Consider the following 13,261-nt stretch of genomic DNA (forward strand, 5'->3'; position numbering starts at 1 on the left):
TCGAACATGGCGGAAACACACGTCAACACTGCGTATCCACTCGGTGAACCCGATGTGCGTACGGTGGTGACCCGCGAGTATCGTCCTCACCTGCACACTCCCCCACACACCGACGCCGTCCGTCCCGATACCGGAGGAACCGTTGTCCCGTCTCGCACTCATCAAGGCAGTGCTCGGACCGATCCTGCGCCTGATGTTCCGCCCACGTGTGGAGGGCGCCGAGAACATCCCGGGGACGGGTCCGGTGATCCTCGCGGGCAACCACCTCACCTTCATCGACTCGATGATCATGCCGATCTGCACGGACCGTCCGGTCTTCTTCATCGGCAAGGACGAGTACGTGACCGGCAAGGGGTTCAAGGGCCGGCTGATGGCCTGGTTCTTCACCAGCGTCGGCATGATCCCGGTGGACCGCGACGGCGGCCGCGGCGGTGTCGCGGCGCTGATGACGGGCCGCCGAGTGCTGGAGGAGGGCAAGATCTTCTCCATCTACCCGGAGGGCACCCGCTCCCCCGACGGCCGGCTGTACCGGGGCCGTACCGGCATCGCGCGGCTGACGCTGATGACCGGCGCGCCGGTGGTGCCGTTCGCGATGATCGGCACCGACAAGATCCAGCCGGGCGGGGCGGGGCTGCCCCGGCCGGGCCGGGTGACGGTCCGCTTCGGCGAGCCGATGGAGTTCTCGCGGTACGAGGGTATGGACCGGGACCGCTATGTGCTGCGGGCCGTGACGGACTCGGTGATGTCCGAGGTGATGCGCCTGTCCGGCCAGGAGTACGTCGACATGTACGCCACGAAGGCGAAGGCGGCGTAGCCGTCACGGCATGACATACGGTGGGCCCCGCACGGCGACTGCCGTGCGGGGCCCACCCGTATGTGACGGCTGCGCGTCAGTGCTCGATGCCGTCCTCCAGCTTCTGGCCCTTCAGGAGGAACCAGGCCGCGACCGCCGTCGCGAGGAGGACCGCCGCGCCGACGCCCGCCGCGATTTTCAGGCCGTCGACGAAGGCGTCCTGGGCCGTGGAGACCAGGGCGGTCGCCGAGTCGGGCGCGAGGCCGGCGGAGGCCTCCACCGCGCCGCCGAGCGATTCGTGAGCCGCCGCGGCGGCGTCCGAGGAGACTCCCGCCGGGGTCGTGAAGCCCTGGTAGACGCCGGTCACGATCGAACCGAGCAGCGCGATGCCGAGCGCCGCGCCCAGTTCGTACGCGGTCTCGGAGACGGCGGAGGCCGAACCCGCCTGCTCCTTGGGCACGCTGGAGAGGATCACGTCGGCGGTGACGGTGAAGGAGAAGCCGGCGCCGAGGCCGACGACGAGCAGGGCCGCGCCGAGCAGCGGGTAGCCGGTCTCCTTGTGGACCAGCGTGATGACGGCGAGCGCGAGTCCGATCGCGCCGAGTCCGCCGGCCACGATGCCCCGTACCGAGAACCGTCGGGCGTACCGGCCCGCGATCAGACCGGTGACCACCGCGCCGATGGCGGCGGGCAGTTCGGCCAGGCCGGCCTCCAGCGGCTCGCGCCCCTGGACGAGTTGCAGGAACTGGGAGAGGAAGAAGACCAGTCCGGACAGTCCGAAGACGGTGAGCAGGTCGGCCAGGACCGCGCCGGAGAAGCCACGGTGCTTGAACAGCCGCATGTCGAGCAGCGGCGCGGTCAGCGTGTGCTGACGCCGGACGAACGCGTACAGGGCGGCGGTGCCGATGACGACGGCGGCCCCGACCTCCCAGGTCGGGCCGTGGGAGGCGACTTCCTTGACCGCGTAGACGACGCCGATGATGCCGACGAGGGAGAGCCCGACGCTGATCAGGTCCCAGGGACCCGCGACCGGGTTCTTGGACTCGGGCAGCAGCTTGATGCCGACCAGGACCAGGACGGCCATGACGGGCAGGTTGATGAGGAAGACCGAGCCCCACCAGAAGTGCTGGAGCAGCGCTCCGCCGACGACGGGACCGACGGCCGCGCCGGCCGAGGCGGTGGCGCCCCAGATGCCGATGGCGAGGCTGCGCTCCTTGGGGTCGTGGAAGATGTTCCGGATCAGCGCCAGGGTCGACGGCATCAGCGTCGCACCGGCGACACCGAGGAGCGCGCGGGCGACGATCATCATCTCGGGGCTGGTGGCGTACGCGTTGAGCACGGAGACGGCGCCGAAGGCGGTCGCACCGATCAGGAGCAGCTTCTTGCGGCCGATGCGGTCACCGAGCGAGCCCATGGAGACGAGCAGACCGGCGATGACGAAGGAGTAGATGTCGCCGATCCACAACAGCTGCGTACCGGACGGCTTGAGGTCCTCGCTGAGGGAAGGCGTCGCGAGACCGAGTACGGTGGCGTCCACCGCGACCAGCAGGACGGCCAGGACCAGCACCGCGAGCGCGAGCCAGCGGCCGGGGCTCTTCACCTCCGCGGCCTGTGTCGGGGTCAGTTGGCGGGTGCCGCTCATTTCTCCACGCTCCGTCGTGCGCCACCGAGCAGCAGCTCGGTGATCATGTACTGAAAGTCCTTGGCCGCGACCCGGCCGTCCATGACGGACCAGGCGCAGGACGAGATGAGGCCGTAGAGGGCCTCGGTGAGCCATGCGGGGCTCAGGTCGATCCGGAAGGTGCCTTCTTCCTGGCCGCGCCGGAAGAACGCGCTGACCCGGGCGTCGAGCCTGGCCCAGCCCTCGTTGACCTGGTCGCCCTCGAAGAGCTGGTTCTCGGTGACGAGGAAGGCCAGCAGCTGCGCGCAGGGCTCGGACGCGGCGACGAGTCGCCGCAGGGCGTCGTCGGCCGGACCGTCGTCGAGGCGCGCGAGGTCGAGCGCGGCCTCGAACTCCTCGATCCCCATCGCCTCCAGCGCCCTGACGAGCGCGTCCCGCCCGGCGAAGTGCCGGTGCAGGGTGGCGCGACCGATACCGGCGGCCCGGGCGACCTCGTCCATGGTGGCGGTCGATTTCCGGGCAAGGAGGGCGGCGGCGGCGCGGAGCACCTGGGTGCGGTCGACTGACATGAGACGACCATACACCGAATGAGACGTTGATGTCTCATTCGATAATTCGACGCCTCACGGAGGGGCGGGAAGGAATGCTGTGAACATGACGAAGCCGCTGCTGCTGATCGACGTCGACGGGCCGCTGAATCCTTATGCGGCGAAGCCCGAACGCCGTCCCGAGGGTTACGGCACGCACCGGATGAGCCCCACCGGGTGGACGGGGGCGAAGCCGCTGCGGGTCTGGCTCAACCCCGACCACGGAAGCGAGCTGCTCGCGCTCGCGGAGGCGTACGAGCTGGTGTGGGCGACGACCTGGAAGGGCGAGGCCAACGACTGGATCGGGCCGCAGCTCGGGCTGCCCGAGCTGCCGTTCATCGACTGGCCCCAGATGCACGGAAAGGCCCCTCGCGGGACCTTCTGGAAGACGCAGTACATCCTGGAGTACGCGGCCGGGCGGCCGTTCGCCTGGGTGGACGACGACATCACGTCGTACGACCGCGAGTATGTGGAGCAGAACCACCTCGCCGCCGCCCTGTTGCTGCACGTCGACGAGCGGATCGGGCTGACCCGGCCGGATTTCGACGCGCTCGCGGAGTGGGCGACGGCGCTGTGACGTACTGAGCGTTAGTGCTTGGCGGTGGCCCAGGCGTGCTGGATCACCAGGTCCGCCTTGACCTCGACCAGCTGGGCCGCGACCGCCGACGGAGCCGTGCCACCGCGGCCGTCACGGGAGGCGAGCGCTCCCGGGACGTTGAGGACCGTGCGGACCTCGGGGGTCAGGTGCTCGGAGATCTTGACGAACTGGTCGTCCGTGAGCTCGTCGAGCTCCTTGCCCTCCGCCTCGGCGACCTTCACGCACTCACCGGCCACCTCGTGCGCCACCCGGAACGGCACGCCCTGCTTGACCAGCCACTCGGCGATGTCCGTCGCGAGGGAGAAGCCGGCCGGGGCCAGCTCCTCCATGCGCTCGCGGTTCACCGTGAGCGTGGCCATCATGCCGGTGAAGGCGGGCAGCAGGACCTCCAGCTGGTCGCAGGAGTCGAAGACCGGCTCCTTGTCCTCCTGGAGGTCACGGTTGTAGGCGAGCGGCAGGGCCTTGAGCGTGGCCATCAGGCCGCTGAGGTTGCCGATCAGGCGGCCCGACTTGCCCCGCGCCAGCTCGGCGATGTCCGGGTTCTTCTTCTGCGGCATGATCGACGAGCCGGTGGAGAAGGCGTCGTGCAGGGTCACGAAGGAGAACTCCTTCGTGTTCCAGATGATGATCTCCTCCGCGATGCGGGAGAGGTTGACCCCGATCATCGCGGTGATGAACGCGAACTCGGCGACGAAGTCGCGCGAGGCCGTGCCGTCGATGGAGTTGCCCGCCGAGCCCCGCTCGAAGCCGAGGTCCTTGGCGACCGCCTCCGGGTCGAGCCCGAGGGAGGAGCCGGCCAGGGCGCCGGAGCCGTACGGGGAGACGGCGGTCCGGGTGTCCCACTGCCGCAACCGCTCCGCGTCCCGGGAGAGGGACTGGACGTGGGCGAGGACGTGGTGGGCGAAGAGCACCGGCTGGGCGTGCTGGAGGTGGGTCCGGCCCGGCATGGCGACGTCGGGGTGAGCCTCGGCGAGGCCGACGAGCGCGTCCTGGAGGTCGGCGATGAGCCCGCCGATGATCCGGGCGTGGTCGCGCAGGTACATCCGGAAGAGGGTGGCGACCTGGTCGTTGCGGGACCGGCCCGCGCGCAGCTTGCCGCCGAGGTCCGGGCCGAGGCGCTCCAGGAGGCCCCGCTCCAGGGCGGTGTGGACGTCCTCGTCGGCGATGGTGCCGACGAAGGAGCCGTCCGCGACGTCGGCTTCGAGCTGGTCGAGGCCGGCCAGCATGCGCGTCAGCTCGTCCTCCGTGAGCAGCCCCGCCTTGTGAAGCACGCGCGCGTGGGCGCGGGAACCGGCGATGTCGTACGGCGCGAGCCGCCAGTCGAAGTGGACCGACGCGGAAAGCTTCGCCAGGGCCTCGGCGGGGCCGTCGGCGAACCGGCCGCCCCAGAGCCGGACGTCACCGTTGTTGCTGCTCACAGCTACTGCTCCTCAGGACAAGGGTGGAGATGTACGACCGCCTTCCCCACGGCAGGTGGACGACCGGGGAGGCGGCTGTGGAACGACCAGGGGTTGCGCGAGGTCACGCCAGGCGACGGTCTTCGCGGAGAGCTCGACCTGCGATAGGCATAACTATGCAGTCCTCCGTATGTTCTGTCAATGCGGCCCCTGGCGGTGGGAAATTCAGGGGCGGGCGCCGGAGGCGACGCCTACGCTCCCCCCATGCTGAGCTGGGATATCGAACACGCCGTGCGTCTGGCACAAGGGGTAGCGGTCGCCGAGGCGATCGATGTCTCGGACGCGGCGGAGTGGACCGGGCTGGACCGCGCGGTGCGGGAGGTGGCCAGGTATCAGCCGTCGAAGCTCCCCTCCTTCGCGTGGGCGACCGATCGCCCGGTGCGCCGAGCGACCTGGGAGTGGGACGCGCCCCTGCCGTCGGTGAACCCGTCGCGGCGTCGTTCGCACCCTGAGCCCACCGAGGCCGAGGTCGCCCTCGCCCTGTGCCACCCCGACGGCCGGATACGGCAGGCCGCGCTGCGGCGGGCGGACGGGCTGCCCGCCCTGCTGCCGCTGATCGCGATCCGTTGCGCGGATTGGGCAGAGCCGGTCCGTACGGAGGCACGGAGCCTCCTGCGGGCCGCGCTGCCCGACGTCGCCCCGGACGGGATCGGGGTCCTGGCCGCCGTCGTCCTGAGGATCTCGGGCCGACAGCGCGGAGGGGTCGCCCTCGATCTGTTGGAGGCCGCCCTGAAAGCGGGCCCCGCACCCGTGCTCGACGCCGTCCTCGCGAGCGAGGAACGGGTCGTGCGAAGGCTCGGACACCGGCTCGCGGTCGAGCGCAAGCTCTTCTCCCCCGTCCGGCTGGCCGTGATCGCCGCCACGGACGGGGACGTGGTCATCCAGGACCTCTGCGCGAGCGGCGCGCTCGCGGCTGTCGACGTCACCACGCGCGACGACGTGCTGGAGCCGCTGCTGCGGTCCCCGTACCCGCGGGTGCGGTCGGCCGGCGTGACGGCGTTGCGCCGGGCGGAGCGGCACGCGGAGGCCGAGCCCTTCCTCACGGACCGGTCCGCGCTGGTACGGGCCTGCGCACGTTATGTACTGCGGCAGGCCGGGACCGACCCCGCCCCCCTCTACCGAGCGCTGTGCGCGGGCACGGACGTGCCGCCCGGCGCGCCAGTCGGGCTCGCCGAGTGCGGTTCGCGGGACGACGCGGACCTGCTGTGGCCGCTGACCCTCCACCCGCGCGACGGTGTGCGCACCCGTGCCGTGGCCGGGCTGCGGCTCCTGGAGACAGTGGACGTGGCACGGCTGACGGTGCTGCTCGACGACCCCGCGCCCGGCGTCGTACGGGAGACGGCGAGCGCTCTCGTACCGTGGGTGCACCGGCTGTCCCCGGCGGAGCTGACGGAGCGCCTGGCCCCGGACCGACCCCGGCACGTGCGAGTCGGAGCCTTCCGACTGCTGGCCGCGCGGGGTGGGGAGGCGTTCGGGGAGGCGGCGCGGCGCCTGAGCGGCGACCCGGACGCGAAACTGCGGGCCAACGCGCGTGCGGTGCTGGGGTATTGGGGCACCAGCAGGTGAGGCGGGCCGCCGTGTCGCAGGATGCCGAGGCCGACGTACACGGGCGCGGCGAGCCGGTGTTCCGGGACGACCCGCGGTGGGAGGGGCTCATGGCGCACTTCCCCTCGATCGCCACGAGCATCGACGGGCTTCCGGGGCTGCCGCTCCCGCTGCCGCCGCTCCCCCGCCCGGGCGCGTAGCCAGGCGACGGCCGGTCGGGTGTCCGTACCGGCCGTCGCCCTTGACCTAGCGGTCGTTCTGCGCGAGCCGCAGCAGGTGGTCGGCGAGTGCCTGGCCGCCCGCCGGGTCGCGGGAGATCAGCAGCAGCGTGTCGTCACCCGCGATCGTGCCGAGGATCGCGTGGAGTTCGGCCTGGTCGATGGCCGACGCGAGGAACTGGGCCGCCCCCGGCGGGGTCCGCAGGACCACGAGGTTGGCGGAGGCCTCGGCGGAGATCAGCAGTTCGCCGGAGAGGCGCCGCATCCGCTCCTCCTTGGCGGACTCGCCGAGCGGCGCCTGCGGGGTGCGGAAACCGCCCTCGCTGGGCACCGCGTAGATCAGCTCGCCGCCCGTGTTGCGGATCTTCACCGCGCCGAGCTCGTCGAGGTCGCGGGAGAGCGTCGCCTGGGTGACGCTCAGCCCGTCGTCCGCGAGGAGCTTGGCGAGCTGGCTCTGCGAGCGCACCGGCTGCCGGTTGAGGATGTCGACGATCCTGCGGTGGCGTGCGGTGCGGGTCTGCGGAACGGACGGCCCGCCGTGCTCGGTTTCCTGCGCGTCGGTCATCGTCGTCTCATTCTCCGGTTCATTCTTCCCCGTTCACCGCTTCGTCGAGGACGCCGGGCAGCGCTGCCAGGAATGCGTCCACCTCCGCGTCGGTGATGATCAGTGCCGGCATGAGCCGTACGACATCGGGGGCGGGCGCGTTCACCAGGAGACCGGCACCCTGAGCCGCCTGCTGCACCCGGGGCGCGAGGGACTCGGTGAGCACGATACCCAGCAGGAGGCCCGCACCACGGACATGGGAGACCAGCGGATGGTTCAGACCCTCGATTCCGCTCCGCAGCTTCTCGCCCAGCCGCTTGACCTCGTCGAGGGTTCCACCGGCGGCGAGGGTGTCGAGGACGGCGATGCCGGCGGCGCACGCGACGGGGTTTCCTCCGAAGGTCGTGCCGTGGTGGCCGGGCGTGAACAGCTCGGCCGCCGCGCCGAAGGCGACGGTCGCGCCGAGCGGCAGCCCGCCGCCGAGGCCCTTGGCAAGGGTCACGAGATCGGGCTCCACCCCCTCGTGGCCCTGGTACTCGAACCAGTGGCCGGTCCGGCCGATGCCCGTCTGGACCTCGTCGAGGACGAGGAGGGTGCCGGTGGCGCGGGTGATCTCGCGGGCGGCCTGGAGGTAGCCGACGGGCGGGACGACGACGCCGTTCTCGCCCTGGATCGGCTCGATGATCACCAGCGCGGTGTCCTCGGTGACCGCCGCCCGCAGGGCCTCGACGTCTCCGTACGGGACGTGCGTGACGTCGCCGGGGAGCGGCAGGAACGGGGTCTGCTTGCCGGGCTGGCCGGTGAGCGCGAGCGCGCCCATGGTCCGGCCGTGGAAGCCGCCCTGGGTGGCGACCATGTGGCTCCGGCCGGTCAGCCGGCCGATCTTGAAGGCGGCTTCGTTGGCCTCGGCGCCGGAGTTGCAGAAGAAGACCCGCCCAGGCCGGCCGAAGAGCTGGAGCAGTCGCTCGGCGAGGGCGACGGGCGGCTCGGCGACGAAGAGGTTGGAGACATGGCCGAGCGAGGCGATCTGCCGCGACACGGCGTCGACGATCGCCGGGTGGGCGTGGCCGAGGGCGTTGACGGCGATGCCGCCGACGAAGTCGAGGTACTCGGTGCCTTCGGCGTCCCAGACCTTGGCGCCCTCGCCGCGGACGAGCGGCAGCCGGGGCGTGCCGTAGTTGTCCATCAGCGAGCCCTGCCACCGCTGGGTCAGTTCCTCGTTGCTCATTTCCCGTCCCCCGTCGTCCGGTCGGGCACGACCATCGTGCCGATGCCCTCGTCGGTGAAGATCTCCAACAGGATCGAGTGCTGGACCCGGCCGTCGATCACGCGGGCCGTGGTGACCCCGTTGCGCACGGCGTGCAGGCAGCCCTCCATCTTGGGGACCATTCCGCTGGAGAGCTCGGGCAGCAGCTTCTCCAGCTGGCTCGCGGTGAGCCGGCTGATGACCTCGTCGCTGTTCGGCCAGTCCTCGTAGAGGCCCTCGACGTCGGTCAGGACCATCAGGGTTTCGGCACCCAGCGCCGCAGCGAGAGCCGCAGCCGCCGTATCAGCATTGACGTTGTAGACATGTCCGTCGTCCTGGGAGCGGGCGATGGAGGAGATGACCGGGATCCGGCCGTCCTCCAGGAGCGCCTCGATGGCGCCGGTGTCGATGGCGGTGATCTCGCCGACCCGGCCGATGTCGATCTGTTCGCCCTCGATGACCGGCTGGTGCTTGGTGGCCGTGATGGTGTGCGCGTCCTCGCCGGTCATGCCGATGGCGAACGGGCCGTGCTGGTTGAGCAGGCCGACGAGCTCGCGCTGGACCTGGCCCGCGAGGACCATCCGTACGACGTCCATGGCGTCCTCGGTGGTGACCCGCAGGCCGGCCTTGAACTCGCTCACGATGCCGTGCCGGTCCAGCGCGGCGCTGATCTGGGGTCCGCCGCCGTGCACGACGACGGGCTTGAGGCCGGCGTGGCGCAGGAAGACGACGTCCTGGGCGAAGGCGGCCTTGAGCTCGTCGTCGATCATGGCGTTGCCGCCGAACTTGATGACGACCGTCTTGCCGTTGTGGCGGGTCAGCCAGGGCAGCGCCTCGATGAGGATCTCGGCCTTGGGGAGCGCGGTGTGCTTTCGGGTTCCGGTCATGACGCGTACGCGCTGTTCTCGTGGACGTAGTCGGCGGTGAGGTCGTTGGCCCAGATGACGGCGGACTCGGGACCGGCGGCGAGGTCGGCGGTGATGGTGACCTGCCGGAAGCGCATGTCGACGAGGTCGCGGTCCTCGCCGACCGAGCCGTTCTTGCAGACCCAGACGCCGTTGATGGCGACGTTGAGCTGGTCGGGGTCGAAGGCGGCCTGCGTGGTGCCGATGGCGGAGAGTACCCGGCCCCAGTTGGGGTCCTCGCCGTGGATGGCGCACTTGAGGAGGTTGTTGCGGGCGATGGAGCGGCCCACCTCGACGGCGTCGTCCTCGGTCGCGGCGTTGACGACCTCGATACGGATGTCCTTGCTGGCGCCCTCGGCGTCGCCGATGAGCTGGCGGGCGAGGTCCTGGCAGACGGTCGTGACGGCCTCGGCGAACTCCTCGTAGCCCGGGGTGATGCCGGAGGCGCCGGAGGCGAGGAGGAGGACGGTGTCGTTGGTGGACATGCAGCCGTCGGAGTCGACCCGGTCGAAGGTGACCTTGGTGGACTGGCGCAGCGCCGTGTCGAGGTCCTTGCTCTCGATGTCGGCGTCGGTGGTGACGACGACGAGCATGGTGGCGAGGCCGGGGGCGAGCATGCCCGCGCCCTTGGCCATGCCGCCGACGGTCCAGCCGTCCTTCGTGACGACGGAGGTCTTGTGGACCGTGTCGGTGGTCTTGATGGCGATGGCGGCCTTCTCGCCGCCGTGCTCGGAGAGTTCCTTGACGGCCTTCTCGACGCCGGCCAGGACCTTGTCCATGGGCAGCAGGAGTCCGATGAGACCGGTGGACGCGACGGCGACCTCACCGGCGCCGACCTCGAGCAGCTCTGCAACCTTCTCGGCGGTGGCATGGGTGTCCTGGAAGCCCTGCGGGCCCGTACAGGCGTTGGCGCCACCGGAGTTGAGGACGACCGCGGCGAGCTCACCGGTGGTGAGCACCTGCTGGGACCACAGGACGGGCGCGGCCTTGACGCGGTTGGAGGTGAAGACGCCGGCGGCGGCGCGGCGGGGCCCGGTGTTGACCACGAGGGCCAGGTCCGGGTTGCCGTTCTCCTTGATTCCGGCGGCGATGCCCGCTGCCGTGAATCCCTTCGCTGCGGTGACGCTCATGGAGCGACTCCAATCGTGGAAAGTCCGGTGTCCTCAGGAAGCCCGAGGGCGATGTTCATGCTCTGCACCGCGCCGCCGGCGGTGCCCTTGGTGAGGTTGTCGATGGCGCTGATCGCGATGATCCGGTTCGCGGCGGCGTCATGGGCGACCTGGATCTGAACGCCGTTGGAACCGTAGACGGACGCCGTGGCGGGCCACTGGCCCTCGGGGAGCAGGTGGACGAAGGGCTCGTCCGCGAAGGCCTTCTCGTACGCGGCGCGCACGCTCTCGCCGGTCACGCCGGGCTTCGCCGTGGCGGAGCAGGTGGCGAGGATGCCGCGGGACATGGGGGCGAGGGTCGGCGTGAACGACACGCTGACCCGCTCGCCGGCCGCGCCGCTGAGGTTCTGGATCATCTCGGGCGTGTGCCGGTGGCCGCCGCCGACGCCGTACGGGGACATGGAGCCCATGACCTCGCTGCCGAGCAGGTGGGGCTTGAGGGCCTTGCCCGCGCCGGAGGTTCCGGTGGCGGCGACGATCACGGCCTCGGGTTCGGCGAGCCCGTTCTCGTACGCGGGGAAGAGCGCGAGGGAGACGGCGGTGGGGTAGCAGCCGGGCACCGCGATGCGCTTGGACCCCTCCAGCGCGGCGCGGCCGCCCGGCAGTTCGGGAAGGCCGTAGGGCCAGGTCCCGGCGTGCGGGGAGCCGTAGAACGTCTCCCAGTCGGCGGAGTCCTTCAGCCGGAAGTCGGCGCCCATGTCGACGACGAGGACGTCGGGCCCGAGCTGCTCCGCGACGGCGGCGGACTGTCCGTGCGGGAGCGCGAGGAAGACGACGTCGTGCCCGGCCAGCTCCTCGGCGGTGGTCGGCGCGAGGACGCGGTCGGCGAGCGGGAGGAGGTGGGGCTGGAGGGCCCCGAGCTTCTGGCCGGCGTTGGAGTGGCCGGTCAGGGTGCCGATCTCCACCTGGGGGTGGCCGAGGAGAAGACGCAGGAGCTCTCCACCCGCGTATCCGCTCGCGCCTGCCACTGCTGCTCGTACCGTCATCGAAACCCTCCTCCTGGATGGCATGACTATACGCATCACCGCAGTTTTATGCAAAGCCTTGAGCTGGGGCGATGGGTCGAGTACCCACGGCGGAGCGATTCACGTTGCTGAGACGAGAGTCCGCAGAGCTGAGCTCGAGCGGTGGCGCGCCCACGCCCACCGGGCTGACGACCGAGCGAAGAGTCGTGGGGACACCACGCTCCCCTGCTCACTCGTCGGTTTCCGGGCTCAGTGTCACCAGTTCGTCGCCGTCGCAGTAGGTGAGGGAATCGGCCGTCCGCGGGTCCTCGAGCCAGGGCGGGGCCGGCCAGGCGCGGCAGTCCGATGTGGCCTGCCAGAGGACCTCGCCCGCATGGTCCAGCAGGAGCAGGCGGTGGCCGTCCTGCCAGAAGCCCGGCATGACGGACCGTGCCGAGGGGCTCAAGCCCCGGGGACGCACGGGCCGGTCCGTGGCGTCGAGGAGGCGGTCCGGGCGGCCCGGTCCGCGGATGACCTCGTCGCGGGTGAGGTCGGTGATCAGGTACTCGCCCGGGGCCAGCCGTTGCGAGGGGCCCCCAGTGCCCAGATGAGGATGGACGGCCAGGGCTCCCCCCGCCTCCGGCAGCACCATGCGGAAGCCCGCGTCCAGCGGAAGGGTGCGGTCCCAGCGGCACCCTGTACGCGGGTCGCGGGCCGCCTGCGGTTGGTCCCACACGAAGGTGTGGGACCAACCGCGGTCGCCCTTGCTCGGCTCCATCGCGCTGCCGAGGACGGTGGCGCGACAGCTGCCCGGCACGGGCTCAGTGATCAGGACGATCCGGCTGCCGTACCGGATGACGCGGTCGACGGTGCCCGGGGGCGGTCGCAGCCCGGGGTACCAGTACACGGCGCCTGTGTCGGGGGCCACCGTGCCCACGCGGTCGCGGGTGACCAGATAGGGGCCGCAGTCGCTCGATCCGCGGGCGACGGCGACGTCCGACAGGTTCCGGCAGGCGTCCAGGGCCTTGACCGCGCCGGGCACCGTGCGCGACCAGACGTTCTCACCGGACAGAGCGTTCCAGCCGGTGAGGAGACAGGAGGCGGGCCCGCACGTCGCCGCGACGACGTGCCGGTCGGCGAGGAACACGGCGCTGTCCGCGGGCAGGTCGTGCCGCCAGGAGATACGCCCCTGAAAGGCGTCGAGGCCGGCGACCGCACTCGGCCCCCGGTGACCGTCCCGGCCCCCGACCAGGATCACCTGCGCCTCGCGCACGAGGGCGGAATGGCCCGTGCCGGGGATGGGCGAGGTCAGCGCGAACTCGGGCGGAAGCGCGAGCCGCCACTCCCGGTTCGAAGGGCCTTCCACGCCGACGACGGTCCGTCCCTGGCCACGCAGCCGCAGCTCGGGGACGTGCAGCGCCCACGTGCCGTCGGGCCCCGGCGGCAGCCGTACCGCGACGCGCGAGGCCTCCCTCGGCACCACCCCCGCGGCGCCGAACCCCGGCTTCGGCGGAACGAAGCAGCCCGTCGCCAGCCAGCCGACCAGCAGAATCAGCAGTCCACGTCTCCACCGACGTCCCATCCGCACCCCCCCGAAACCGGCACCACGGTAGGGCGGCATCCGCCTCCGCACC

Annotated in this window: 13 protein-coding genes; 4 read left to right on the forward strand and 9 right to left on the reverse strand. The window is 71.2% G+C overall.

What is annotated here, in order from left to right:
• The first annotated feature begins 142 nt into the window (after positions 1-142).
• Positions 143-814 (forward strand): lysophospholipid acyltransferase family protein, encoded by a 672-nt coding sequence (locus ACFV9D_RS31295; RefSeq protein ID WP_329122715.1) that lies wholly within the window; start codon positions 143-145, stop codon positions 812-814.
• A 76-nt stretch (positions 815-890) separates the two neighbouring features.
• On the opposite strand, the gene ACFV9D_RS31300 is transcribed toward ACFV9D_RS31295, so the two are convergent.
• Both ACFV9D_RS31300 and ACFV9D_RS31305 read right to left on the reverse strand, forming a co-directional pair.
• Entirely contained in the window at positions 891-2,435 is a 1,545-nt protein-coding gene (locus ACFV9D_RS31300; RefSeq protein WP_385153655.1) for an MFS transporter, read from the reverse strand.
• Positions 2,432-2,983, reverse strand: coding sequence for a TetR/AcrR family transcriptional regulator (locus tag ACFV9D_RS31305; protein WP_385153658.1), 552 nt, complete (start codon positions 2,981-2,983; stop codon positions 2,432-2,434). The genes ACFV9D_RS31300 and ACFV9D_RS31305 overlap by 4 nt, the downstream gene beginning before the upstream one ends.
• Before the next feature lie 85 nt (positions 2,984-3,068).
• On the opposite strand from ACFV9D_RS31305, the gene ACFV9D_RS31310 reads away from it, so the two are divergent.
• Positions 3,069-3,578: an HAD domain-containing protein gene (locus ACFV9D_RS31310; RefSeq protein ID WP_385153661.1), complete on the forward strand. Its 510-nt coding sequence runs from the start codon at positions 3,069-3,071 to the stop codon at positions 3,576-3,578.
• Positions 3,579-3,589: 11 nt separating this feature from the next.
• Here the strand turns inward: ACFV9D_RS31310 and argH are convergent, their stop codons facing one another.
• The gene (gene argH, locus ACFV9D_RS31315; protein ID WP_385153664.1) at positions 3,590-5,017 is read right to left on the reverse strand and encodes an argininosuccinate lyase; all 1,428 of its coding nucleotides are present in this window, start codon (positions 5,015-5,017) and stop codon (positions 3,590-3,592) included.
• A 243-nt stretch (positions 5,018-5,260) separates the two neighbouring features.
• Here argH and ACFV9D_RS31320 point away from each other — a divergent pair, with 243 nt between their 5' ends.
• The gene (locus ACFV9D_RS31320) at positions 5,261-6,622 is read left to right on the forward strand and encodes a hypothetical protein (protein WP_385153667.1); all 1,362 of its coding nucleotides are present in this window, start codon (positions 5,261-5,263) and stop codon (positions 6,620-6,622) included.
• Between the two features lie 11 nt (positions 6,623-6,633).
• Entirely contained in the window at positions 6,634-6,801 is a 168-nt protein-coding gene (locus ACFV9D_RS31325; protein WP_385153670.1) for a hypothetical protein, read from the forward strand.
• A 46-nt stretch (positions 6,802-6,847) separates the two neighbouring features.
• On the opposite strand, the gene ACFV9D_RS31330 is transcribed toward ACFV9D_RS31325, so the two are convergent.
• The 6 genes from ACFV9D_RS31330 to ACFV9D_RS31355 form a co-directional block, all read right to left on the reverse strand.
• Complete coding sequence (locus ACFV9D_RS31330; RefSeq protein ID WP_260230329.1) at positions 6,848-7,384, reverse strand: arginine repressor; 537 nt, start codon at positions 7,382-7,384, stop codon at positions 6,848-6,850.
• 19 nt (positions 7,385-7,403) lie between these two features.
• Entirely contained in the window at positions 7,404-8,591 is a 1,188-nt protein-coding gene (locus ACFV9D_RS31335) for an acetylornithine transaminase (protein ID WP_385153674.1), read from the reverse strand.
• On the reverse strand, positions 8,588-9,496 hold the full coding sequence (gene argB, locus ACFV9D_RS31340; protein WP_385153677.1) for an acetylglutamate kinase: 909 nt from the start codon (positions 9,494-9,496) through the stop codon (positions 8,588-8,590). Before argB ends, ACFV9D_RS31335 begins: the two co-directional genes overlap by 4 nt.
• The gene (gene argJ, locus ACFV9D_RS31345; protein ID WP_385153680.1) at positions 9,493-10,644 is read right to left on the reverse strand and encodes a bifunctional glutamate N-acetyltransferase/amino-acid acetyltransferase ArgJ; all 1,152 of its coding nucleotides are present in this window, start codon (positions 10,642-10,644) and stop codon (positions 9,493-9,495) included. Before argJ ends, argB begins: the two co-directional genes overlap by 4 nt.
• The gene (gene argC / locus ACFV9D_RS31350) at positions 10,641-11,669 is read right to left on the reverse strand and encodes an N-acetyl-gamma-glutamyl-phosphate reductase (protein ID WP_385153683.1); all 1,029 of its coding nucleotides are present in this window, start codon (positions 11,667-11,669) and stop codon (positions 10,641-10,643) included. The genes argJ and argC overlap by 4 nt, the downstream gene beginning before the upstream one ends.
• Before the next feature lie 208 nt (positions 11,670-11,877).
• Positions 11,878-13,209 (reverse strand): PQQ-binding-like beta-propeller repeat protein, encoded by a 1,332-nt coding sequence (locus ACFV9D_RS31355; RefSeq protein WP_385153686.1) that lies wholly within the window; start codon positions 13,207-13,209, stop codon positions 11,878-11,880.
• Positions 13,210-13,261 lie beyond the last annotated feature (52 nt).

The organism is Streptomyces sp. NPDC059875, from assembly GCF_042731085.1.
Lineage (GTDB): Bacteria > Actinomycetota > Actinomycetes > Streptomycetales > Streptomycetaceae > Streptomyces.